The sequence below is a fragment of the Halorussus salilacus genome, from assembly GCF_024138125.1.
Lineage (GTDB): Archaea > Halobacteriota > Halobacteria > Halobacteriales > Haladaptataceae > Halorussus > Halorussus salilacus.
The window spans coordinates 1,388,072-1,410,182 of record NZ_CP099993.1; the positions used below are offsets into that span (position 1 = coordinate 1,388,072).

Sequence of the window (22,111 nt, forward strand, 5' to 3'; positions counted from 1 at the left end):
CCGCCAGACGATACGCTTTTCCACCCCGAACCGTAACCCCGATTCATGGCAGACGACCCGTCGCGTCCGCCCGAGAACGACCATCAGGACGCAGAGCGCGAGGCTCCCGAATCCACCGACACCGATTCGGAAGCCGAGTCCGACTCGCCCGAAGCGGATTCCTCCGGCGACGAGACGGTCGAGGAGGCCACCGAATCCGACGAGGGAGACACCGGCCCCGACGAGGAGTCGGTTCCGGAGGACGTGCGCAAGTACGAGCGGTTCCAGAAGATGGACGGCGCGCAGTACGACCGGGTCAACGAGTTCCTCCGGGACCGGACCTACATCACCGCCCGCGAGTGGGCCATCGCCCGGCTCTGTGCCGACTTCCGGACCGAGACGGGCGTCGAGATGACCAAGATCGGCGAGAACCTCCCCGAACTCGTCCCGTTCATGACCGACACCTACACCCCGCAGGCGGTCAATCAGGCCCGGTCGTCGTTCGAGGACAAGGTCCGGCAGGCCGGGGCGACCTTCCTCTACGGCGCGATGTCCGGCTTCTTCACGGCCGAGGAGCTCGACGACATGATGTACGAGGTGACCGAGGTCGCGAAGTTCCTGCTCGAAGTCGAGGGCGTAGACCTCTCGGTCGACGAGGAGCTCGAGGCCGAGGACCGCATCTCGGGCGTGATGCGCGAGGTCCGGTCGGCGAGCGAACAGCTACGCCACGACGAACTGGAGTGCCCGAACTGCGGCACCGAGTTGGAAGCCACGGACGCCGAGACGGCGGTCGAGTCCGACGACTGAGACGCCGTCTCGTCGAACTGGCCTTTTTCGTCGGTCGGGCTCTTCTCGGTCGAGCAGGTCTTTTGCGTCGCTCCGGCTGTCTCACTCCTCGGAGGTCGGCGGCGCGAACGGTTCGGGGTCCTCGTGGGTGAACTCGATGCGGTCGTTCTTGAGCGTCCGGAGGTACGTCCGCATCTCTCCGGCGCGCTCGGCGGCCTCCAGCATCTCGCTGGCGTCCTCGGCGTCGTAGTACGCGGGGTAGAGGACCGCGACCTGTTCGGTCGCGTCCTCCATCGCGACGACGAGGAGCACCAGTCCGTCGGCCATCGCGGTGAACGCCTCGTAGGAGCCGAACGCGACCTCGCCAGCGAGCAGGTCCTCGACCGCCTCGAACTCGTCGCCGGGCACGAGCACGTCGAGGCCGAACCGGTCGTCGTCCCCGTCGGGCGTGCGCGTCGTCACGTCGCCCGGGTGGAGCTGGAGCGTCTCCCAGCCGTCGGCCTCGTACTCGGCCGCGGTCGCCTCCATGTCGGCGACGACCTCGTCCCAGAACTCCATCGCCCGGAGGTTCGCGCCGGGCAGTTCGGTGGACTGTTCGAAGGCGGCCGCGGGGTCGTCGGCGTCCTCGAACGACCCCTCGGGCGCTCCGTCGGGGTCGTCGGCGTCCTCGCTCATGGTTTACGCGCAGTCCTTGCGTGGCAAAAAGCTTCGCACTCGCGCCGGAAGCGACGACTCGGGCGGCGGCGCTCGGGGAGCGAGCGCGCGTGCGAGTTTCAGTAGAAAGGTATTTGCCCGCCGACCGACCACATTCGCGTAATTGTGAGTGACTTGCTATCAATATCGGATTTGCGGACGCAGTTCAACACCGAGCGCGGTGTCGTCGAGGCCGTCGACGACTTCGACCTCACCATCGAGGAGGGTGAGACGGTCGGACTGGTCGGCGAGTCCGGGTCGGGCAAGAGCGTCAGCGCGCTGTCGCTGCTCCAGCTCGTCGACGACCCCGGCGAGATACGGAGCGGGAGCGCGGAGTTCTACCACGAGGAGGTGACCGCCGACTTCGCCGACCGCTACCCCGGCGGTGTCGGGGAGTTCGTCTTCCCCGACGAGGGGTACGTCGACCTCCTGTCGGCCCCCGAGAACGCGATGCGCGAGATTCGGGGCGGCGAGGTGAGCATGATCTTCCAGGACCCGATGACCTCGCTCAACCCCGCGCTGACGGTTGGCGAGCAGGTCGCAGAGAGCCTCCGGCTCCACCAGTACGGCGGCCGGAAGAAGGACTCGTGGTGGAACGCGCTCCGGGAGATAACGCCGAAGCTCGGCGGCAAGGAGGTCGACGAGGCGGTGCTCGCCGACACGGTCGACATGCTCGAACAGGTCGGCATCCCCGAACCCGACTCGCGGGTCGAGGAGTACCCCCACGAGTTCTCGGGCGGGATGCGCCAGCGCGTCCTCATCGCCATCGCGCTGGCGTGTCACCCCAAGCTCCTCATCGCCGACGAGCCGACGACCGCGCTCGACGTGACCATTCAGGCCCAGATTCTCGACCTCATCAACGACCTGCAGGATGACCTCGGGACCTCGGTGCTGATGATCACCCACGACCTGGGCGTGGTGGCCGAGACCTGCGACCGAGTGGCCGTGATGTACGCGGGCGACATCGTGGAGGTCGGCCCGGTCGACGAGATATTCCACAATCCGTCCCATCCCTACACCTACACCCTGCTGGAGTCCATCCCGGACGAGGACAAAGAGCGGCTGACCCCCATCGAGGGGAGCGTCCCCGACCTCATCGACATGCACGAGGGGTGTCACTTCGCGCCGCGGTGTCCGTGGGAACAGCCCGAGTGTACGGGCAACGAGATTCCGAACCTTCAGCACGGCCCCGACGACGCCGACCACCGCGCGAAGTGCGTCCTCGAGGACTTCGACGAGAGCGAATACGGCGAAGACCGCGAGGGCATCGACACCGGCGACCACGAGACGGGCGAGAAGCTCCTGTCGGTCGACGGGATGAAAAAGCACTTCTCGCGGGCCGACGGCCTGCTCGACGAGCTTCTGGCCGACGAGGTAGAGAGCGTCAAGGCGGTCGACGGCGTGAGCTTCGACATCTACGAGGGCGAGACGGTCGGGCTGGTCGGCGAGTCGGGATGCGGCAAGTCGACCGCGGGCCGGACCCTCCTCCACCTCGAAGAGCCGACCGACGGAACCATCGTGTTCCAGGGCACCGACCTCTCGGAACTGGACCGCGAGGACCTGCGCGACAAGCGCAAGGACATGCAGATGATCTTCCAGGACCCGCTGTCGAGCCTCGACCCGCGGATGACGGTCGGCCAAACCATCATGGAGCCCCTGAAGATCCACGACCTGCCCGAACAGCCCCCCGAGGGCGACACCTCGCGCAAGCAACAGCGCAGGGACAGGGTCATCGAACTGATGGAGGCCGTGGGACTCGAACCCGGCCAGTACGACCGCTACCCCCACGAGATATCGGGCGGTCAGCGCCAGCGCGTGGGCATCGCCCGCGCGCTGGCGGTCGACCCCGACTTCATCGTCGCCGACGAGCCGGTGTCGGCCCTCGACGTGAGCGTGCAGGCCCAGATACTGAACCTTCTAGAGGACCTCCAGAACGAGTTCGGGCTGACCTACCTGTTCATCGCCCACGACCTCTCGGTCGTCCGGCACATCTCCGACCGCATCGCGGTGATGTACCTCGGCGAAATCGTGGAGGTCGCCGACACCGACGACCTGTTCGCCGACCCCAAGCACCCCTACACGCGAGCGCTGCTGTCGGCGATTCCCGAACCAGACCCGCGGGCCGACACCGACGACCGCATCATCCTCGAAGGCGACGTGCCCTCGCCCATCGACCCGCCGTCCGGGTGTCACTTCCGGACGCGGTGTCCCGAGATCATCCCGCCCGAGGGGGTGGACATAGAGCAGGACGCCTTCCGCTCGGTGATGGACTACCGCGAGCGCGTCGAGGACCGCGCCATCAACCTCGACTCGGCGTGGGAGGAGGCCGCCGGGGGCGGACCCGCCGACGCCGAGACCGCGACGGCCGCCGACGGAGGCCGTCCTCAGGCCTCGACGGAGGCGTTCGAGGCCGTCCTCTGGGACCGCCTGTTCGAGGTCGAACCCACGGGCGAACCCCGCGAGGTCGTCTCCGAGTCGTTCGACCACCTCGCCGAGGGCGACTGGGAGGCCGCCGAGTCGCTCCTTCGCGAGCGCTTCGAGAGCGTCTGCGAGACGACCAACCCCGTGTTGGGCGACGACGCTCATCCCGCGGCGTGTCACCTCTACGACCAGCCGAGCTGAGGCGTCCGGACCGCGCGACTCGCGGAAACGCTACTCAATATCCGAGTACCGATTTATATCCCAGTCAGTAAGTTCGGCACTCTTATATGGGAGGTCGGTGGATAATGGTCTATGGCGCCAAGTGACAGGCTTAATCGGCGTAGTTTCTTGAAGGCTGCTGGCGGTGCGACCGCGGCGGTCACGCTCGCCGGGTGTACCGGCGACGAAGAACAGGACACGACGACGACCGAGGCGACCGAGGAGACCACCGAGGAGACCGAAACCGAGGCGGGGACCACCGAAGAGCAGGAAGAGGACGGTGGCGACGGAACGCTGCTCACCTACGCTCGCGGTTCGGACTCGTCGTCGCTCGACCCGCAGGCGACCACGTCCGGCGAGGACGCCAAGGTCATGAATCAGGTCTACGACCGGCTCATCCACTTCGAGCCCGGCGAGTCGTCGCTCGTGGCGGGTCTCGCCGAGGACTACAGCCTCGAGGGGACGACCGCGACCCTCCAGCTGCGTGAGGGGGCTACCTTCCACAACGGCGACGAGTTCACCGCCGACGACTTCATCGCGACCTACGACCGGTTCCTCGACGAGGACTACGAGTACTTCGTCGGAACCGAGAACCAGTCCATCTACGGGGACTACCTGCTGGGCGTCGTCGAGAGCGTCGAGAAGGACGGCGACTACACGCTCACGATGGAACTCGGCGAAGAGTACGCGCCGTTCCTCGCCAACCTCGCGGTGTTCGCGCTCGCGGTCCTGCCCCAGTCGGAGATCGAGAGCGAGACCGAGTTCAGCGACAACCCGGTCGGTACCGGACCGTTCGCGTTCGAGGACTGGAACACCAGCGACCAGCAGATCCGGCTGAGCGCGAACGACGACTACTGGGGCGAGACGCCCAACGTCGACGAGGTCGTGTTCACGGCCATCAGCGAGAACACCTCCCGCGCCCAGACGCTGTTGTCGGGCGGCGCAGACATCATCGACGGCATCGGCGCGCAGTCGGCGCAGGTCATCGACGGCGACGACAGCGCCTCCCTCGAGAAGGTGCCCGGCCTGAACATCGGGTACATGGCGTTCAACATGGCCCGCGTCGAGGCGTTCCGCGACAAGCAGGTCCGACAGGCCATCAGCCACGCCATCGACACCCAGGCCATCGTCGAGAACATCTACCGCGGTCAGGCGACCCAGGCCAGCCAGCCCCTCCCGCCGGGCGTGCTGGGACGCGACGACGACATCGACCCCTACGAGTACGACACCGAGAAGGCCCAGAGCCTGCTCGAAGAGGCCGGGTACGGCGACGGCTTCGAGTTCGAACTCGCGACGATGACGAACCCGCGCCCGTACTTCGCCTCGCCGGTCCAGACCGCCCAGACGGTTAAGTCGAACCTGAGCGAGATCGGCATCGAGATGTCCATCGACCAGCAGTCCTCGTGGGACTCGTATCTCACCTACATCGACGAGGGCAAGCACGACGCGTGTTTCATCGGCTGGATCAGCGACAACGGCGACCCGGACAACTTCTTCTCGCCGTTGCTCCACCCCAGCATCTCGACCGACGAGGTGCCCGACGACCAGGACTGGGCGGCCGCCGACGTGAGCGACGACTACAACACCGGCAACTACGCCCGGTGGGCCAACACGGAGTTCATGGATGCCGTCGACGAGGGCAAGACCACGTACGAGGAGGGGACCCGCGAGGAGCTCTACCTCGAGGCCTCCCAGATCGCACACGAGGAGGCCCCGTGGGTCTTCATCACCCACACCGAGGAGCTCCGCGGCGTCAACAACCGAATCCAGAACTTCACCATCGCGCCCATCAGCGGTCCGTACCTCAACCTCGTCTCGATTGACGAGTGATATCGGGCCACAGGACGCCACCGCGGTAACGAGCCTTTTTTCATCCCTGCGTGTTATTCTCCGAGCGAATGATTTCCAAGCGGTTCGTTATCAAACGACTCCTGCTGCTCGTCCCGGTGCTGTTCGGGGTGGCGACGTTCGTGTTCGCCATCCTCCACCTCTCGCCGGGCGACCCCGCGCGAGTCATCGCGGGCCAGCGGGCGTCACAGGAGTTCGTCAACCAGATACGGACGGAACTCGGGCTGAACGACCCCATCTGGGTGCAGTACGGCCGGTTCCTGCTGGAGGCCGCCCAGTTCGACTTCGGCGAGTCCTACCAAGTCCAGCAGGGAACGCCCATCACCGAGATACTCCGTGCCCGGCTCCCGGTCACGCTGGAGATGGCGGTGTACGGCCAGCTGTTCGGCATCCTGATGGGCATCCCGACCGGACTGCTGGCGGCGATCAAGCAGGACTCGCTGAGCGACCACCTCACGCGGGTCGGCGCGCTGACCGGTATCAGCATCCCCATCTACTGGAGCGGTCCCCTGCTCATCCTGCTGTTCGCGCAGATGCTCGGGATGCTCCCGGCGAGCGGTCGCATCGCCTCCGAGTACAGCGTCGACCTCGTCACGGGGATGATAACCATCGACACACTGATCAGCGGCAACTTCGCGGCGTTCCAGTCGGCGGTCAGGCACATGCTCCTGCCGTCGCTGGTCATCGGCATCTACTCGATGGCGCTCATCTCGCGGATGATGCGGTCGTCGATGCTGGAGGTCATCCGTCAGGACTACATGCGGACCGCCCGCGCGAAGGGCCAGGGCGCGCGGATCACCGTGATGAAACACGGCTTCCGCAACGCCCTCATCCCGGTCGTGACCGTCATCGGCATCCAGTTCGGGAGCCTGCTCGGCGGGGCGGTCCTGACCGAGACGGTGTTCGGCATCGGCGGTATCGGCACGCTACTGGTGCAGGCGATACAGGTCGGTGACTACCCGGTGGTCCAGGGGACCGTCCTGACGTTCGCGTTCCTGTTCACGCTGGTGAATCTGGGCGTCGACATCACCTACTCGTACCTCGACCCGAGGATCGAACAATGAGCACGCAAACAGAAACCGAAATCGAGGACGTGGGCGACCGCGGCATCGTCGCCAGACTCCGCGCCTCCCCGTTCCTCTCCGAACTGCTGTCGAACCGACTCGCCCTGATGGGGCTGGCCCTCATCTTCGGGATAACCGCTATCGGACTCTACGCCCGGCTGTTCCTCGACCTCTCGGCGATCACGACCAGCCAGATGGGCACGAATCCCAACCTCGCGCCCCCGAGCTGGTGGGGGCAGAAGGAGACCCAGATAATCACCGACTACGGGACGTGGGCCTACCCGATGGGGACCGACGTTCAGTCTCGGGACCTCTTCCCACGGGTGATGTACGGCGCGTGGCTCGCGATGAAGTACGGCACCATCACGGTCGCGGCCTCGACGGTTCTCGGCGTCGGACTGGGCATCATGGCCGCGTACTACGACGACATCACCGACAACGTCATCATGCGGACGATGGACGTGTTGCTCGCGTTCCCGAGCCTCCTGCTCGCGCTCGCGCTGGTCGCCATCTTCGGCACCGGCCTCTGGAAGGTCGTCATCGCGCTCACGCTGGTCTACACCCCGCGGTTCGCCCGCGTCGTTCGCGGCGCGGCGCTCAAGGTGCTCGAAGACGAGTACATCGAGGCCACCGAGGCGCTCGGCGCGAAGGACCCGCGCGTGCTGGTTCGCCACATCCTGCCCAACTGCCTCGCGCCCATCACGGTCCAGTCGACGCTCAACTTCGGTCTCGCCATCATCGACATCGCCGCGCTCTCGTTCCTCGGGTTCGGCGCGCAGGCCGGGACCCCCTCGTGGGGCCTGATGCTCTCGAACGGCGTGAGCGACGGTCTGCTCACCGGCGACTGGTGGTGGTCGTTCTTCCCCGGCCTGTTCCTCGCCATCACCGTCCTCGGGTTCAATCTGCTCGGCGACGGGATGCGCGACGCGCTCGACCCGCGGATGCGCGAGACGGTCGACTGACCGATGGACCTCCGCGAGCGCGCCCGACTCCTCGGGCGCGCGGTCCTGCTGGGCCTCGCCCTCGGCGCGGTCGGCGTTCCCGTCGCAGTCCTCGCGGGCGAGACGCTCCGGAGCGCCAGCGCGACGGTGTTCGCGCTCGGCGCGTTAGTGTTCGGCTTCGCCCTGCTGGGGTGGTCGGGGTCGGTGTTCGCTGGCGAGGCCGTCGAGAACATGCAGGAGTACATGGACGCCGGGACTAACTGGACGGAGGCCGACTCCCGGCAGGCGATGGCAATTCTGGGGAGCGTCGGGTTCGGCGGGATGGTCGGGTCGAGTCTGGCGACGGCGGTCGTGGGAACCGTGGTGTAGTCGGGGCACTACCCGGACAGTAAGACTTCGAGCCGATCCGTAGCGGTCTCTGACTCGTTAACGTTCGGCTATACTCGAGATATAAATGATATAAGCGAGGGGATAAGATGTAAGTACTAACAGATGGCGAACGTATACTACCACTACCCCGACGATAAGCAGTTCTCCTTGGATTTCGTTAACCCAAATCCGGGAAAGATCGTCGAGCGAATCGTTAATTATGACGGTGACGTTGCCGTCAAAGTGTTAGAATACGACCTGGACCAGCATTTCTACGTTGTATATACGACCCGTGTTGGTGGCGGTGCAGTGAAGGATCTCGAACTAGATTTGAGGGAGAGCATCGAGTCGATGGGTCAGGATAACGGGACGATTGTCTCCCGACTCCTCGAAATCTACGAATCTCTTATCGAGGAAAATGAAAATGAAGAAGGTGTACCGGTCGAGGCCTACAAGGACATCGGCATCGACGAGCTTCCAGATGCCCTCGATCGGACAGATTGGGATGAAACGGCGACTGAAGTTGCAGGCCGATTAGCTTCGAATCTTATATTGAAGCATGCGTTGCCGAACGCCAACCACCGGACTGCTGTCGCTATGATACAGTTCTATCTTCGTCGTGTCGATTCCGACTTCTCGATGCCGAAAACAGCTGTCGAAATCGAACCTGAGGTCTACGACTGGCGTGAGTGGGTGAACAGCTATATCAACGAATCCAAACGTCTGTTGACGATCAGACGGAAGAACGTGAAGTTCAAATACGTTCGTGAACTCGGAGGTACGACGTTAGTCCGAAAACACGATGTCCGTATCCCCCTTTCAGCCTACGAACTGGACATGCCGCCGAGTAGAGCAAAAAAGAGATACACAGAAAAGCACGAACGACTCTGGATAGAATTCGTCGAAGAGGCGGTCGAACGAGCCGGTAAACCGGAACTCAAAGAGCGCGCGGGAGTAACCAAGCCGGAATTTGCGGAGGAAATCCGTAGTCTCGACTGACTATTAATCCTGCAACGTGGCGACTGTTCGCCCGGTTTCCTCTGCTTCTTCACTCCGGGACATCCCGTACGTCGCCAAGGCCATATCGACAGTTTCACCGAGATTCATCGTAGTGGTTGTATTAATACCGGTACTAGTGCTGGTACTGGTATTGGTTTTGATATCGATACTGATACTGGTATCGATATTGGCTGTATTCATATCTAGTTCGCCATAGGTATAAACTCTTTTTCCTCGGATGCGATACTTCTGTAATACTCGTGTTAACTATATCCCGGATTTCGACACTATCGGGACCGATTATCCTCGGACGTTCTCGCCCACGGGGTCGCCGAACTCGCCGGAATCGTAGACCACGTTCCCGCGGACCATCGTGAGTTCGGGGAACACCCCGCGCATTCCCTCGAACGGCGTCCAGTCGCACTTCGAGTGGAGGTCCGCACCGCGAATCTCCCGCGAGGAATCGGGGTCGACCAGCACGAGGTCGGCCATCAGGCCCTCCTCGACGGCCCCCTTTCGCGTGAGTCCGAAGATGTCTGCGGGGTTGGCCGCGGTCAGGTCCCGGACGCGCTCGTAGCTCAGGGTCCCCTTCCGGGCTTCTTCGAGCAGGAGCGCGAGCATGGTCTCGACGCCGGGGACGCCGCTCGGGGCGTCCCAGATGCCCGCCGCTTTCTCCTCGCGGGTGTGGGGCGCGTGGTCGGTCGCCACGATGTCGACGGTGCCGTCGGCGACGCGCTCGAAGAGGGCCGCGCGGCGCTCCTCGCTCCTGAGGGGCGGGTTCATCCGGCCGAAGGTGCCCAGTTCGTCGTAGTCCTCCCGCGAGAGCAACAGGTGATGGGGCGTGACCTCGCAGGTCGCGCCGCCCGCCTTCGCGGCGTCGACCCCCTCGGGCGTGCTGGTGTGGGCGACGTGGATGTCGGCGTCGGCCGCCGCGCCGACCTCGACCGCGCGCTCGACCGCCGCGGCCTCGGCCTCGGCGGTCCGGTAGGCGCTCCACGCGTCGTAGTCGTCGTCCGCGCGCGCTCTGGCGGCCTCCGAGAACAGGTCGGCGTCCTCGGCGTGGACCGTGACGACCCGGTACTCGTCGGTCGCGCGCTCGACCGCCTCCCCGAAGAGGTCCTCCTCGATTCCCATCTCGCCGGTCGAGTCGGCGAGGAACACCTCCCCGAGCGCCAGCACGGGCCGGTCGAACAGCTCGTCGGGGTCCCACTCGGGCGTGACCCCGCCGTTGATTCCGTAGTCGACGTACGACGCCTCGGCGAGGGCGGCCTTCTCGTCGAAGCTCTCGCCGTCGACGGTCGGCGGGTCGGTGTTGGGCATGTCGACGACCGTGGTCACGCCGCCCGCCGCCGCAGACCTGCTCCCGGTCTCCCACGTCTCCTTGTGGTCGAACCCCGGCTGGCGGAAGTGGACGTGGGCGTCTATCGCGCCCGGCAGGAGCAGTTTTCCGGAGGCGTCGATGTCCCGGCCCGACTCGGTGAGCGTCGAGCCGACGGCGGCGATGCGGCCCGCTGACGTGTCGATTCGTACGTCCCGCTGGCGGCCGTCGGCGAGCGTGGCGTTCCGGATGGTGAGCATCTCTCGTCGGTGGGTTCGGGGGTGGGCGTCCTAAGCCTCTCGGTTCTACGACTCGGCGTTCGTCGTGAGGTTTCCGGTTTCTCAACACGAATTAGGACTGCCGGAGTCGAGAACCGCCAGAAAGCCCCCGCCCGCTCGCGGTCGCTCTGCGGGATATTTCGTCGGCGCTCGCTTCGCTCGCGCCTCGAAATAGTGGCCCGCAGAGACGACTAAATGAACGCGAGCGGGCGGCCCCTTTCATTCCCGTGAGCGAAGCGAACGGGAAGTCGAAAGACAAGCAGAGCGCAGTCTTTCGGAAGTCCCACCCCATGGATTGGTTCACCGGCCGAAACGTCGGTCGCCTCAGGCGTCGGAGCCGTCAGTGCTCGCCGACTGCGACGATGTCGGTCTCGCGGTCGCCAACGAGCAGTCGCTCGACGGTCCGGGCGACCTCCTCGGGGTCGTCGGACCCGCCGCCGCGCGCGACGCTCCCGACCGAACCGGGGTCGAAGGGCACGTCGAGCGCGGCGTACACCGGGTCGAGGACGCTCGCTATCTCCTGGTGGTCGCAGACCACGACCACGCCCGAGACGAGGGCGGCGTTCTTCCGGACGCGCTGGGCGATGCCGACGACCTTCCCCTCGTGCTGAAGCGAGTAATCGCCAGCACAGAAGCTCGCCTCGGGTTCGCCCCGGCGTGCGGGCACCCCGAGCTTCCAGAGGGCGCGCTGGACCGCCCGGGTCGTCTCGTCGTAGCGGGCGTCCATCCCGACCCGCATGTCCTCAAGGGGGACCGCCCGCGCGAACGCGACGGTGTTGCCGGTGTACGCGACCGCTCGCCCCCCGACCGACCGCTCGACCGGGTCGAAATCGCTGGCGCGGGCGACTCGCCGAGCGACGTCGTAGTTCTGGGCGCTCGAATCCCGCCGCCCGAACGCGAGCTGGCGGTGGGGTCGCCACGCCCGGACCGCCGACTCGCCGGTCGCGGCGGTCTGTTCGAGCATCGCGGCGGTGGTGTCGCGGTCGGCGTCGGGCGTGGCCGCCCGCCCGCGGAGGACGCGCATGCTCGGGCCTTGCATCCGGAGTACCTAAACCCTCCGGGGTTCGAGGGGAAGGCGATGGTCGTCGTCGCCGAGGGGGTACTCGACCTGTACCCCCGCTTCTCGCTGTACAACTCGCCCTACGTCGCCCACGACGAGGGGTGCGCAATCGACCTGTATCCCCAGTCCGAGGCCGACCGGAATTCGACCGAGCGCGCCACCGCCGCGCCGAGTCCGGTCGCTGGCGAGGTTATCGCCACCCGGACCGTCTCCGCGCCGCCGAAGCCCTACGCCGTCGACCACGACCACCTCGTCGTGGTCGACACGGGCGAGCACCTCGCCCGGATGCTCCACGTCGACCCGGGCGTCGAACCCGGCGACGAGGTGGCGGTCGGCGACTCGCTCGGCGAGATGGTCCGGTCGGGCTTCTTCGCGCCGTGGGTCGACAACCACATTCATCTGGGGTTCCGCGAACGGGACGCGAATCCCTTCCGGGCGTCGGGGTCGCTCCCGGTCGAGGTCGGGGTCGAACCGATTCCGGTCGCGTGGGACGGCCGCGGGACGGTGGTCGAGCGGGCCGACACCTACGTCGTCCTCGACTCGCCCGACCACCCCGCGCCGGGCGAGCGGTTCGCGGGCGTCGCGTGCGACGAGGGGGGTGTCTCGGCGAGCGAAGCGAGCCGAGGCTCGTCGGGCGAGGCGACCGAGTCCGACGGTGTGCTCGACGGGGGACTGGCCCACTACGAGGGCGGCGGCGTTCTCGGTGCTGGTGGTTTCGGTTCCGGAGCGAGCGACGCGAGCGAGACCGCGGCGGTCGCCGCGGTCTCGCTCGCGGGCCAGCGCGTCGGGACCGCCGAGGGACGGACGGTCGCGTGGGACGACGTGACCGTGCTGGCGAACGGGACGCCGATAACTGGCGTCTCGCTGTTCTGCTCGCGCCGGGCGGGATTCGGCGTGAAACTGGTGTGTCCCGACGCGGGGTTCGAGGTGGGCGAGGAAGTCGAGGTGCGTTTCGAGGGGTAGACTCCCCCGGCGTGTCCGGGACCTCTTTGAAAAATTTTATATTGTGTTCCCGACGGTTGCTAACCGTAGCATGTCACGGACGGTTAACGTGGTCTCCGGACTGTACGACGCGGTGTTCCGACCGGCGTCGCTCGTCGAGGCACGCACCGTCCGCGAGCGACAGGGCTCCGTGTTGAATCAGCTCCGGCAGTTCCGACAACTGGTGGTCGTCTACGTCGTCAATCTCGCGGCGTACGCCGGGCCACTCACCGTCGCGGGCTTCGGCCGACAGAACGTCCCCGCGATGCCACCGTGGTTCGAGGGCGCGCTGGCCGGGCTCGGTACGCCCGAGACGTGGGAGCTCCTGTACGCGTTCGCCCAGAACTCGCTGTTCCTGTTGGCCGCGACGGCGCTGACGTTGGTGAGCGTTCACGTTTCGATGGTGTTGACGTTCCAGTCGAGCGGTGTCCTCCGGTCGGCGTACGCGGTTATCTACAGCACGAGCGCGTACCTCGCCGGAATCTTCACCGTGGTCTGGTATCTCTCGACCACACCGGGCGTGACTGCGGCCCGAACCCTCGTCATCGATCTCCAGAAGACGTTCATCTACGCGGTCATCGACTGGTTCGGTGCGGACCTCGGACTCCCCGGCGGGCGACCCGGTGCCCTCGAATTCGGTCAGCTCACCCCACACGGGCAGTCGGTCCTGGCGGTTCTCGCCGTTCTGGTCGCGTACTACCTCTACTCGCTGTACCTCGGCGCGCGAATCAACCACGGGGCGAGCCGGATCGACGGACTGCTCGTGGTCATCGCGGTGGCCCTCTCACCGGTCGTCTACATCGCAGCGTCGATACTCACGTACACCGTCTCGACCGTTCCCGCACCGTGACGCCTTCCACTTCGACACTATGAGTGCCCAAACACCCGACACGCCGGACGAAGACGCACCGACCGACGCAGAGAGCGACGCGACGACGCCGGAGTCGGAGCAGAAGCCGGTCTCGACACCGATACGGACGCACCCGACCATTCGGCCGACGCTGATATGGCTCGGCGTCGTGGCGGTACTCGGGGGCGGAGTCATCGCCGCCATCTGGACCAACACCGATCTTGTCGGCGGTCCGGACGTGGCGAACGTCGTGATTCAGGCCGTAGGACTGCTGACGCTACTGGGCGTCCTCCGGTTCATGACCCGGGTGTACGTGCTCCGCCAGACCAAGTACGTCGTCGACGAGGACACCATCTCGCGCCAGTACGAACTGTTCTTCCGGACGTGGCGACGCACGGTCCCCGTCTCGAAGGTCCGGAGCCACGAACTACGCCAGAGCAGGGTCCAGAAGTTGCTCGGCTACGGGACCATCTCGCTGAATCAGGGGCTGGGTGCCATCGAACTGGAGAACGTCACGAGCCCGCACTCGTTGTACGACGACGTCAGTACCTTAGTCGAGCAATGAGCGACGACTCGGTGTCCCGAGACGGTTCTCGCGTCGTCCCTCGTCGCAACGTCCTCGCGACGGTCGGCTCGCTCGTCGCTTCCTCGGGGTGTCTCCGGCTGACGGCGACCGGGGAGGGAACGACCACTCGGGAGACCCAGTCGGACGACGACACCACGACCGACGAGGGCGCGCCGACCGACACCGAGCAGCCCGACTCGACGACCGAGACGACCGAGAGGACCGAGACGACCCCGGAGTGGGACGTCGAGTTGGACGGCCAGTGGAGCCAGCACTTCGAACCCGGCGAGTACGTCATCGACGGCGACGTGCTGTACGTCGCCGACCGCGACCAGACGAGCGATCTGGGACTGCTCGCGCTGAACGTCGGCGATGGCTCCGAGCGCTGGACGGTCTCGGCACCGTACGCGACGCGGTCGCTCTCGCTGGCTGGCCAGACCCTCTACGCTGGCGTGGGACAGAGAACCGAAAGTGACGGCGCGCTGTACGCCGTCGACGCCGAATCGGGGTCCGCAGAGTCCGTCTTCGACGCCGACCAGTCGCCGACGGTCGGCCCGCCGCTGACCACCGCCGACACCGTGGTCTTCGGGACCACCTACCACGACGAAGGCGAGGACCGCCTCTACGGCCTCTCGCGGGACGGGTACGACGTCTCGTGGTCGTCGAGCGTCGAGGACGGCTACTACACCGGCGGCGTCCTCGCGGACGGCACCGCCTACCTCGGCGGGTTCGACTACCAGTTCGGAGCGCTCGACCCCGAGACCGGCGAGTGGGCGTGGCAGGAGAACTGGCAACTCGCACCCGACACCGACCCCGTGTTCCGAGACGGGTCGCTGTTCTTCGTCGACACCGACCGCGGGCTCGTCCGCCTCGACCCCGAGACCGGCGAGAGCGAGTGGTCCTACGAGGTCGAGCGGGAGACGAACGTCGTCTCGCACGTCTCGGGACCCGTGTTCGACGGCGACGTCGTCTACCTCACGGTCGGCCCGAACGTCCACGCCGTCGAGGTCGGCGGTGACGGTCTGTGGTCGGTCGAACTCCCCGAACCGGTTCGGTACTCGCCAGCAGTCGTCGGGGACGTGGTGTGGGTCGCCACGCAGGACACCGATGTCCTCCACGGTCTCGACGTCGAGACCGGCGAGACGGTGTACCGCGAGCAACTGCCCGCCCGGACCGAGCGGACGGTCGCCGCTGGCGACCGATTGCTCACGTTCCTCGACGACCGGGTGTTGGCGTTCACTGTGTCTCGACCGTGAACGCCTCGACGCCCCGGTCGTGTTCGACGTAGAGGACATCGCCGGAACCGGCGAGCCACTTGCCCTCACCGTCGAGTTCCGTCTCGAACAGCACCTCCTCGTGGGTCGGTTCGACCGCGAGGAGTCGGTTCTCGACCGTGAGAATCCAGACGTAGCCCGCGTGGAACTCCGGCGGAGTCGTGACGTAGGCGTCCTCGCCGGTGTCGACCAGCTTCCGACCGTTCGACCCGTCCGGCTCGACCGCGTAGAGGCCGTCCCAGCCGCCGACGTACAGCGTCCCGTCGGCCAGCGTCGGCGCGGTGTGGAGGTCGCCGTTCTCGAAGTTCCACTCCTCTATTCCGCTGGCGACGTCGAGCGCACGGAGCCCCTCGTGGGCCGTGAGATACGCGATGCCGTCTTCGACGAGCGGACGCCCGCTAATCCCCCAGTCCGTCGAGATGCCCTCCGAACCGTCGTCGAGGGAGTAGGTCGCGAAGTGGTTTGCGTAGCCGACGAACGCGGTTCCGTCGACGATGGTGATGCCGTCGACGCTGTCCTCGGAGAACTGGCTCGCGTCCCACCGCCCTTCGAGGCTCTCGCGGTCGAGCGCGAACAGGATCGGTCCCTCGCGGTCGGACGAAGTCCCGTAGACGCCCGCGAGGACTGCTTCGTCGCCGACAGCCACCGACCGGAGCGAACGGTCGACCTCGGTGCGCTCGCGGACCGCTCCGTCGCCGTCGACCGTCGAGACGACGCCGGTCTCCTCGTCGTCGGCCGCCGCGCCGACAGCGACCACGCCGTCGTCGGTCGGCGCGATTGCCCTGACCGCCGAGTCGGTGGTCGCGGTCCATCGCTCGTCGCCGGACTCGGGGTCGAGCGCGGTCACGCCGGACCCCGTCCCGACGTACAGCACGTCCTCGCCCATCGCGGTAGTCGACGGTCGGTCCGACCACAGCCACGTCGACTCGGCAGAGACGACCTCCGGCGAGTCGCTCGTCGTCGTTTCGCCCGAGTCGTCGTCGGTTGGTCCGGTCGTCTCCGAGTCGTCGACGTTCTCTGTCCCGGTTCCGTCGGCGGTTTCGGTCCCGGTTTCGTCGCCGGTTTCGGTCAGGCGGAGACAGCCGCCGAGTGCCGATAGGCCGGTCACGGCGAGCAGTCGTCTTCGGCGCATCTGATTCGGGATTCAAACCCTCTATAAGTATATCTACTGGTTCCCGAAACGAACGCGCCGGACGGAGACCGACCGAAGCGGACGGAGAGCGAGGCGAGTTCGCCAGCGCTATTCGAACCGGACCTCGTCCGTCGTCGTCACCTCGCCGAACAGCCAGTCGGCGTGTTCGACCGCGTACTCCCTGTGGTCGGCCTCGATGTAGCCGACGGCGTCTTCGAGTAGCACCGGCCGGTAGTCCCGGAGTCCGGCGCTACCCGCGGTGTGGAGGACGCAGACGTTCGCCAGCGTCCCGCAAATGAGGAGGTCGTCTATCCCGTGGGCGTCCAGATGCCCTTCGAGGTCGGTCCGGTAGAAGGCGTCGTACGTGTGCTTCTCGACGACGTGGTCCTCCTCGCGGACGTCGAGGTCGTCGTGGAGTTTCGCGTCCCACGAGCCTTCGAGGACGTGTTCGCCCCACCGTGCGAACTCGTCGTAGTAGTGGTTGCCCTCGAACTGCTCGGGCGGGTGAACGTCCCGGGTGTAGACGACTCGCGCGCCCGCCTCGCGGGCGCGCGAGACCGCGTCGGTCACGTCGGCCAGCGCGTCCTCGCTGGCCGGGGCGTACAGGCTACCGTCGGGGTGACAGAAGCCGTTCTGCATGTCCACGACTACGACCGCGGTCGAGTCGGGTTCGAAGTGCATACGCGACGATAGGGGCGCGCGGCGAGAAAACGCTTTCCCGGACGGTTCGGACGCGGGGGTCGGCAGTTTGGGCCAGCAGGCCTCGGCGGTCTCGGACGAGTGGGCCTCCGGTCTCGGTGGACTCGACCCTCGGGAAGTCGGTCCCTCGGCCCCGCGCGAGTGCGGGGCCGAGGGGCGAGTCGAAAGCGCTCGGGTTTCTTTCAAGAGGTTTTTCATGTAGTAGTCCTACGTAAGCGTATAGGAATGCGTACGAGTCTCACAATTGCGGTCGTTCTGATGCTCGTCCTCGCGGGGTGCGCGCAGGCCCCCGGTTCGAGTACGACGACCGAAACGACTCAGCCAGCGACCGACGAACAGGAGACCGACGACGGTAGCGACGGGGACGGCGATTCGGGCACCGACGAGCGCGAGATAATCAAGCCCGCCGACCCCGAACAGGACGCGCTCGGGTGGGAGGACGGCTACTGGTACAACGAGACCATCAACGTCACTCCCGAGGACGGTCTGAACGAGTCCGAACTCGACAAGGTCGTCGCGCGGTCGATGGCTCGGGTCGAGCGGGTCCGCGGGCTGGAGTTCGACGAGCGCGTGCCGGTCGAGATTCAGACCCGCGAGGAGTTCCGGGCCGAGCAGGGCAACCGCTCGATGTCTCCCGACAGGCGGGTCTTCGACAACACGAAGTTCGAGTCGCTGTTCATGATCGGTGAGGACACAGACTCCATCGCGGTCCAGAACAGCAACTCAGGGTCGGCCATCGGGGGCTTCTACAGCCCGAGCGAGGAGAAGATCGTCGTGGTCTCCGAGAACGCCACCACTCCGCAGCTGAACGAGATCACCCTCTCTCAGGAGCTGTTCCACGCCCTTCAGGACCAGAAGTACGACCTCACGTCGTTCAATCAGTCCACCCGCGAACTTCACAACGCCAAGGACGGCGTCATCGAGGGCGACGGCAACTACGTCGACTACCTCTACGAACGGCGTTGCACGCAGGAGTGGGGCGGCGACTGCCTGACCCCCCAGTCCCAGCCCGGACAGGGCGACGGACTCGCCAACATGGGTCCGTACCTGCTGAAGTTCCAGCCGTACAGCGACGGTCCGGCGTTCGTCGAGGAGGTCTACGAGGAGGGCGGCTGGGAGGCCGTCAACGCCCTCTACGAGGACCCGCCCGAATCGACCGAGCAGGTCATCCACCCCGACAAGTACGGCGAGGACGACCCCGCGGAGTTCTCGGTCCCCGACCGCTCGGGCGACGGGTGGGAGCGGATGACCTTCGACGGGCGGCCGAACTACGCGAGCGTCGGGGAAGCGGGCATCTTCTCGATGTTCATGTACCCCTACTACGACAGCGAGGGTCAGACCCAGATCGTCCCCGCACAGGAGTTCTTCAACATCAACGAGTCGACGGGCGAACTCCGGAGCTTCGACCCGCTGAACTACGAGAGCGACTACTCCGAGGGCTGGGACGGCGACAAGCTGGTCGTCTACACCAGCGACACCACCGAGCAGAACGAGACGGGCTACGTCTGGAAGTCGGTCTGGGACTCCGAGGCCGACGCCGAGGAGTTCGTCGAGGGCTACCGGGAGGTCCTCGACTACAACGACGCGACCGAGGTCGACGGCCGCGAGAACACCTGGCGCATCGAGGGCGAGGCGTTCGGCGACGCGTTCTACGTCCATCAGGACGGCGACACCGTCGTGGTCGTGAACGCGCCGACGGTCGAGGACCTCCCGGGAGTCTGGGAGGACGCCCCGGCCGAGGAGTAGTCGTTTCGAGTATCCGAAGAGTAAGCCTTCGAGTATTCGAGGAGTGAGCGCTTGGAGTATCCGAGGAGGTCGCGTTCGCGACCTCCTCGGGAGCCGACCGCCGGAAACGGGACCTTTTTCGCTCCGGCCGAGGTATCGCCGCACATGAACGTCCTCAGGAGGCGGTGGCGATGAGCGACCGGTTCGACATCGTGTCGGAGGAGGCGATCCGCGACGGGACCGCCACCGACGCGTACTTCCTCCGGACCGAGGAGACGCTGGAAGCCGCCGACCGCAACCCCCGCGTCGTGGTCGAGGTGACCCGCGACCAGTTCCCGACCGGCGAGTTCGACGTGCTGGCGGGCGTGAAGGACGCCGCCCGCCTGCTCGACGGGCTCGACGTCGACGTCGACGCCATCGAGGAGGGTCGGCTGTTCGACGGCGGCCCCGTGATGCGAATCGAGGGGCCGTATCTGGAGTTCGCCCGGTACGAGACCTCGCTTCTGGGCTTTCTCTCGCACGCCAGCGGCGTCGCCACCCGGGCGCTCGAAGCCCGGCGGGCCGCGCCCGAGTCGAGCATTCTGAGCTTCGGCGCGCGCCACGTCCACCCGGCCATCGCGGGGATGGTCGAGCGCTCGGCGCTGGTCGGCGGCCTCGACGGCTTCTCGCATGTCGCGGCGGGCGAGATACTCGGCAAGGAGGCAAGCGGCACGATGCCCCACGCGCTAGTCATGGCCTTCGGCGACCAGGAGGCCGCGTGGGAGGCCTTCGACGAGGCGGTCGGTCCGGAGGTCCCGCGGATCGCCATCTGTGACACCTTCACCGACGAGGCCGACGAGAGCCTCCGGGCGGCCGAGGCGCTCGGCGACGCCCTCGACGGGGTGCGAATCGACACGACCGGCTCCCGGCGAGGCGACTTCAGACACATCGTCCGGGAGGTCCGGTGGGAACTCGACGCCCGGGGCTACGACGACGTGGAGATATTCGCCAGCGGCGGGCTCGGTCCGACCGAGTTGCGTGAACTCCGGGACGTGGCCGACGGGTTCGGCGTCGGCGGCTACGTCAGCAACGCCGACCCCCTGGACTTCGCGCTCGACATCGTGGAGGTAGACGGCCAGGCCGTCTCGAAACGCGGGAAGCTCTCGGGCGTGAAGGAGGTGTTCCGGACGCCCGACGGCGGCCACCACATCGGGCTGGCCGACAGGGCCGACCCCGAGGATGGCGAGCGACTACTGAAGCCACTCGTCCGCGACGGCGAGGTCGTCCGGGAGTTCGACGTCGACGAGGCGGCCGAGCGCGCGCGCGAGGACGCCGACGCCGTCGGCTTCCGGGAAGAGAGCTGAGAGCCGTCTGCTCGGAGGCGTCGAATTCGGAGGAATTAGCGCAGTAACGGCGGCCTAAATCTCTTCGACCGTGCCTTCGGGTTCGCGCTCGCGGAACACCTGTCCGTCGAACAGCGTGACCGTCACGTCGTCGTCCTCCCACGCGCCCCGGGGGAGTCCGGCCTTCCGACAGGTGCGGTCGAGGTACTCGAAGACGTTCCAGTCGTTCTCGCAGGGGAGCGTCGGGTACATCCACGCCTGCTCGCCCCGCCCCTCGACGGCGACGCCGTGGGTGCCGAGTTCGATGTCCTCGACGGGGTCGTCGCTGAGGTTCGTGTCTCGAACGACGCACACCGAAATCTCGAGGTTCGGGAGTTCGGCCGCCTCGACCTCCGAGCCACAGGAGTCGTCGCTGGCGGCGCTGATGGCCGAGTCGACGATGAGGTGTCCGAGTTGGTCGGTCCCCTCGTACGCTCCGTCGCAGCCTCGGAGTCGGCCGCGCCCGCGCGTGGACGCGAGTCGGACGAAGACGCCGGTCCGTGCGTAGAACGCCTCGCGCATGCTTCCGGGCTGTTCCCGCTGGCCGTTGATAACGTAGGATTCGACGGACTCGCGTGCGAGTTCGACGGCGCGCGTGCCATCCTCGTAGGAGAGAGTGACTGCCTGGGCCTGTGCCATACAGGAAACCCGTAGGAGGGGAAGCATCTTCAAGCCTTCCCTTCAATACTAAACACGGTAATGTCCCACTACGTTTCACATGGGAAGCGTTAGCAGGCGGTAACGAGGCGTTAGACCGGGGCTACGCGCGCTTCTCGGCGACCGCCGCGTTCCGCGCACCGAACCCCTTAAACGGGGTCAGGCCCTAGGGAGACACGGCAGAGGGAGCCGAGTTCCCGCGAGCCCGCAGGCGTCGCCTGCGGGCGCGTGAGGAAAGTCCCCCCACCGTCCGGGCGGGCGACCGGGCGCAAGCCCGGAGCGGGAGACCGCTGGCTCTGGAACAGAAACGAGACCCCTCCACCCGACCGATGAGGTGCGCGAACCCCGAGGTAACGAGGGGGAGTCGACCCACCGAGGGCAACGTTCCGACGACGTCGGAACGCAACGCGAGGCGGTGTAACCGCCGACCCGAGGCGTGCTGGCGACGCCAGCACGCAGACGGTGGAGAATGGATGGAACGGCGAATCCTCGCCGGTGCAAGTCCGCGCCGTGCGATGCGCGAGCATCGCTCTGGTAGCCCGGACGTTGGCGCGGACGCTCAGCCGAATACTCGGACGAACAGAAGGGGGCTTACTCCCCTCAGCCGTTTTCGCGCTACAGTACGGCGACGAGGAGCGCCAGCGCCGCCAGCAACTCGACGGTGAGGACAGTGATAGCGGCCCCGATCTTCAGCGTGTCAGTTTCCATTCCCGGTTCGATGGTGCTCATCTCGTCTTCCGCTTGGCCGGGGCTCCCAATAAGTCGGACACAACGTTAGCGACCGTTTTCCGTTTCGACCGATACGCAACGCAATGAACGCTCGTGAACGGTGTCTCGGTATCGGAAATGTGACATTGAAACGGAACGAACTCGGGCGAAGCGAGTATTGATA

19 protein-coding genes and 1 other RNA gene are annotated in these 22,111 nt (G+C 66.3%); 14 read left to right on the forward strand and 6 right to left on the reverse strand.

Annotated features, from left to right (window positions below; all coding sequences use genetic code 11):
* Positions 1-45 precede the first annotated feature (45 nt).
* Positions 46-786: a DUF5806 family protein gene (locus NGM10_RS07150; protein WP_253483405.1), complete on the forward strand. Its 741-nt coding sequence runs from the start codon at positions 46-48 to the stop codon at positions 784-786.
* An 81-nt stretch (positions 787-867) separates the two neighbouring features.
* Here NGM10_RS07150 and NGM10_RS07155 read toward each other — a convergent pair whose 3' ends face one another.
* Positions 868-1,440: a DUF7529 family protein gene (locus NGM10_RS07155; RefSeq protein ID WP_253483408.1), complete on the reverse strand. Its 573-nt coding sequence runs from the start codon at positions 1,438-1,440 to the stop codon at positions 868-870.
* Between the two features lie 144 nt (positions 1,441-1,584).
* On the opposite strand from NGM10_RS07155, the gene NGM10_RS07160 reads away from it, so the two are divergent.
* The 6 genes from NGM10_RS07160 to NGM10_RS07185 all read left to right on the forward strand — a co-directional run bounded on the left by NGM10_RS07160 (position 1,585) and on the right by NGM10_RS07185 (position 9,319).
* Positions 1,585-4,080, forward strand: a complete 2,496-nt coding sequence (locus NGM10_RS07160; protein ID WP_253483411.1) for an ABC transporter ATP-binding protein — start codon at positions 1,585-1,587, stop codon at positions 4,078-4,080.
* Positions 4,081-4,191: 111 nt separating this feature from the next.
* On the forward strand, positions 4,192-5,928 hold the full coding sequence (locus tag NGM10_RS07165; protein WP_253483414.1) for an ABC transporter substrate-binding protein: 1,737 nt from the start codon (positions 4,192-4,194) through the stop codon (positions 5,926-5,928).
* Positions 5,929-5,996: 68 nt separating this feature from the next.
* Positions 5,997-7,010, forward strand: a complete 1,014-nt coding sequence (locus tag NGM10_RS07170; RefSeq protein ID WP_253483417.1) for an ABC transporter permease — start codon at positions 5,997-5,999, stop codon at positions 7,008-7,010.
* Positions 7,007-7,972, forward strand: a complete 966-nt coding sequence (locus NGM10_RS07175) for an ABC transporter permease (protein WP_253483420.1) — start codon at positions 7,007-7,009, stop codon at positions 7,970-7,972. Before NGM10_RS07170 ends, NGM10_RS07175 begins: the two co-directional genes overlap by 4 nt.
* A gap of 3 nt (positions 7,973-7,975) precedes the next feature.
* The gene (locus NGM10_RS07180) at positions 7,976-8,320 is read left to right on the forward strand and encodes a DUF7268 family protein (RefSeq protein ID WP_253483423.1); all 345 of its coding nucleotides are present in this window, start codon (positions 7,976-7,978) and stop codon (positions 8,318-8,320) included.
* Positions 8,321-8,443: 123 nt separating this feature from the next.
* Positions 8,444-9,319, forward strand: a complete 876-nt coding sequence (locus tag NGM10_RS07185; protein ID WP_253483426.1) for a DUF8172 family protein — start codon at positions 8,444-8,446, stop codon at positions 9,317-9,319.
* Positions 9,320-9,619: 300 nt separating this feature from the next.
* Here NGM10_RS07185 and NGM10_RS07190 read toward each other — a convergent pair whose 3' ends face one another.
* On the reverse strand, positions 9,620-10,897 hold the full coding sequence (locus tag NGM10_RS07190; RefSeq protein ID WP_253483429.1) for a dihydroorotase: 1,278 nt from the start codon (positions 10,895-10,897) through the stop codon (positions 9,620-9,622).
* A 358-nt stretch (positions 10,898-11,255) separates the two neighbouring features.
* Entirely contained in the window at positions 11,256-11,939 is a 684-nt protein-coding gene (locus NGM10_RS07195; RefSeq protein WP_253483432.1) for a lipoate--protein ligase family protein, read from the reverse strand.
* Positions 11,940-11,993: 54 nt separating this feature from the next.
* Here NGM10_RS07195 and NGM10_RS07200 point away from each other — a divergent pair, with 54 nt between their 5' ends.
* The 4 genes from NGM10_RS07200 (at position 11,994) to NGM10_RS07215 (ending at position 15,627) form a co-directional block, all read left to right on the forward strand.
* Positions 11,994-12,938: a DUF8155 domain-containing protein gene (locus NGM10_RS07200; RefSeq protein WP_253483435.1), complete on the forward strand. Its 945-nt coding sequence runs from the start codon at positions 11,994-11,996 to the stop codon at positions 12,936-12,938.
* A 70-nt stretch (positions 12,939-13,008) separates the two neighbouring features.
* Positions 13,009-13,806: a hypothetical protein gene (locus tag NGM10_RS07205; RefSeq protein ID WP_253483438.1), complete on the forward strand. Its 798-nt coding sequence runs from the start codon at positions 13,009-13,011 to the stop codon at positions 13,804-13,806.
* 19 nt (positions 13,807-13,825) lie between these two features.
* Entirely contained in the window at positions 13,826-14,371 is a 546-nt protein-coding gene (locus NGM10_RS07210; protein WP_253483441.1) for a PH domain-containing protein, read from the forward strand.
* Positions 14,368-15,627 carry an outer membrane protein assembly factor BamB family protein gene (locus NGM10_RS07215; RefSeq protein ID WP_253483444.1) on the forward strand — a complete coding sequence of 420 codons (1,260 nt, stop codon included), beginning with the start codon at positions 14,368-14,370 and terminating at the stop codon, positions 15,625-15,627. The genes NGM10_RS07210 and NGM10_RS07215 overlap by 4 nt, the downstream gene beginning before the upstream one ends.
* Here the strand turns inward: NGM10_RS07215 and NGM10_RS07220 are convergent.
* Positions 15,608-16,777, reverse strand: coding sequence for an outer membrane protein assembly factor BamB family protein (locus NGM10_RS07220; protein ID WP_253483447.1), 1,170 nt, complete (start codon positions 16,775-16,777; stop codon positions 15,608-15,610). The genes NGM10_RS07215 and NGM10_RS07220 overlap by 20 nt on opposite strands.
* Before the next feature lie 108 nt (positions 16,778-16,885).
* Positions 16,886-17,458, reverse strand: coding sequence for a cysteine hydrolase family protein (locus NGM10_RS07225; RefSeq protein WP_253483450.1), 573 nt, complete (start codon positions 17,456-17,458; stop codon positions 16,886-16,888).
* Between the two features lie 243 nt (positions 17,459-17,701).
* On the opposite strand from NGM10_RS07225, the gene NGM10_RS07230 reads away from it, so the two are divergent.
* Together NGM10_RS07230 and NGM10_RS07235 are read left to right on the forward strand one after the other, a co-directional pair.
* Positions 17,702-19,222, forward strand: coding sequence for an Hvo_1808 family surface protein (locus tag NGM10_RS07230; protein ID WP_253483452.1), 1,521 nt, complete (start codon positions 17,702-17,704; stop codon positions 19,220-19,222).
* Between the two features lie 170 nt (positions 19,223-19,392).
* Complete coding sequence (locus NGM10_RS07235) at positions 19,393-20,544, forward strand: nicotinate phosphoribosyltransferase (RefSeq protein ID WP_253483455.1); 1,152 nt, start codon at positions 19,393-19,395, stop codon at positions 20,542-20,544.
* A gap of 54 nt (positions 20,545-20,598) precedes the next feature.
* On the opposite strand, the gene NGM10_RS07240 is transcribed toward NGM10_RS07235, so the two are convergent.
* Positions 20,599-21,201, reverse strand: coding sequence for a TIGR00296 family protein (locus NGM10_RS07240; RefSeq protein WP_253483457.1), 603 nt, complete (start codon positions 21,199-21,201; stop codon positions 20,599-20,601).
* A 196-nt stretch (positions 21,202-21,397) separates the two neighbouring features.
* On the opposite strand from NGM10_RS07240, the gene rnpB reads away from it, so the two are divergent.
* Positions 21,398-21,825, forward strand: an RNA gene (rnpB, locus tag NGM10_RS07245) — RNase P RNA component.
* Positions 21,826-22,111: the final 286 nt, after the last annotated feature.

Coding starts and splice junctions, on each gene's coding strand:
- NGM10_RS07190 (WP_253483429.1), bottom strand. CDS start 10,897: ATGCTCACCATCCGGAACGCCACGCTCGCCGACGGCCGCCAGCGGGAC.
- NGM10_RS07155 (WP_253483408.1), bottom strand. CDS start 1,440: ATGAGCGAGGACGCCGACGACCCCGACGGAGCGCCCGAGGGGTCGTTC.
- NGM10_RS07240 (WP_253483457.1), bottom strand. CDS start 21,201: ATGGCACAGGCCCAGGCAGTCACTCTCTCCTACGAGGATGGCACGCGC.
- NGM10_RS07200 (WP_253483435.1), top strand. CDS start 11,994: ATGGTCGTCGTCGCCGAGGGGGTACTCGACCTGTACCCCCGCTTCTCG.
- NGM10_RS07175 (WP_253483420.1), top strand. CDS start 7,007: ATGAGCACGCAAACAGAAACCGAAATCGAGGACGTGGGCGACCGCGGC.
- NGM10_RS07205 (WP_253483438.1), top strand. CDS start 13,009: ATGTCACGGACGGTTAACGTGGTCTCCGGACTGTACGACGCGGTGTTC.
- NGM10_RS07215 (WP_253483444.1), top strand. CDS start 14,368: ATGAGCGACGACTCGGTGTCCCGAGACGGTTCTCGCGTCGTCCCTCGT.
- NGM10_RS07170 (WP_253483417.1), top strand. CDS start 5,997: ATGATTTCCAAGCGGTTCGTTATCAAACGACTCCTGCTGCTCGTCCCG.
- NGM10_RS07220 (WP_253483447.1), bottom strand. CDS start 16,777: ATGCGCCGAAGACGACTGCTCGCCGTGACCGGCCTATCGGCACTCGGC.
- NGM10_RS07210 (WP_253483441.1), top strand. CDS start 13,826: ATGAGTGCCCAAACACCCGACACGCCGGACGAAGACGCACCGACCGAC.
- NGM10_RS07165 (WP_253483414.1), top strand. CDS start 4,192: ATGGCGCCAAGTGACAGGCTTAATCGGCGTAGTTTCTTGAAGGCTGCT.
- NGM10_RS07185 (WP_253483426.1), top strand. CDS start 8,444: ATGGCGAACGTATACTACCACTACCCCGACGATAAGCAGTTCTCCTTG.
- NGM10_RS07150 (WP_253483405.1), top strand. CDS start 46: ATGGCAGACGACCCGTCGCGTCCGCCCGAGAACGACCATCAGGACGCA.
- NGM10_RS07225 (WP_253483450.1), bottom strand. CDS start 17,458: ATGCACTTCGAACCCGACTCGACCGCGGTCGTAGTCGTGGACATGCAG.
- NGM10_RS07180 (WP_253483423.1), top strand. CDS start 7,976: ATGGACCTCCGCGAGCGCGCCCGACTCCTCGGGCGCGCGGTCCTGCTG.
- NGM10_RS07230 (WP_253483452.1), top strand. CDS start 17,702: ATGCGTACGAGTCTCACAATTGCGGTCGTTCTGATGCTCGTCCTCGCG.
- NGM10_RS07195 (WP_253483432.1), bottom strand. CDS start 11,939: ATGCGCGTCCTCCGCGGGCGGGCGGCCACGCCCGACGCCGACCGCGAC.
- NGM10_RS07235 (WP_253483455.1), top strand. CDS start 19,393: ATGAGCGACCGGTTCGACATCGTGTCGGAGGAGGCGATCCGCGACGGG.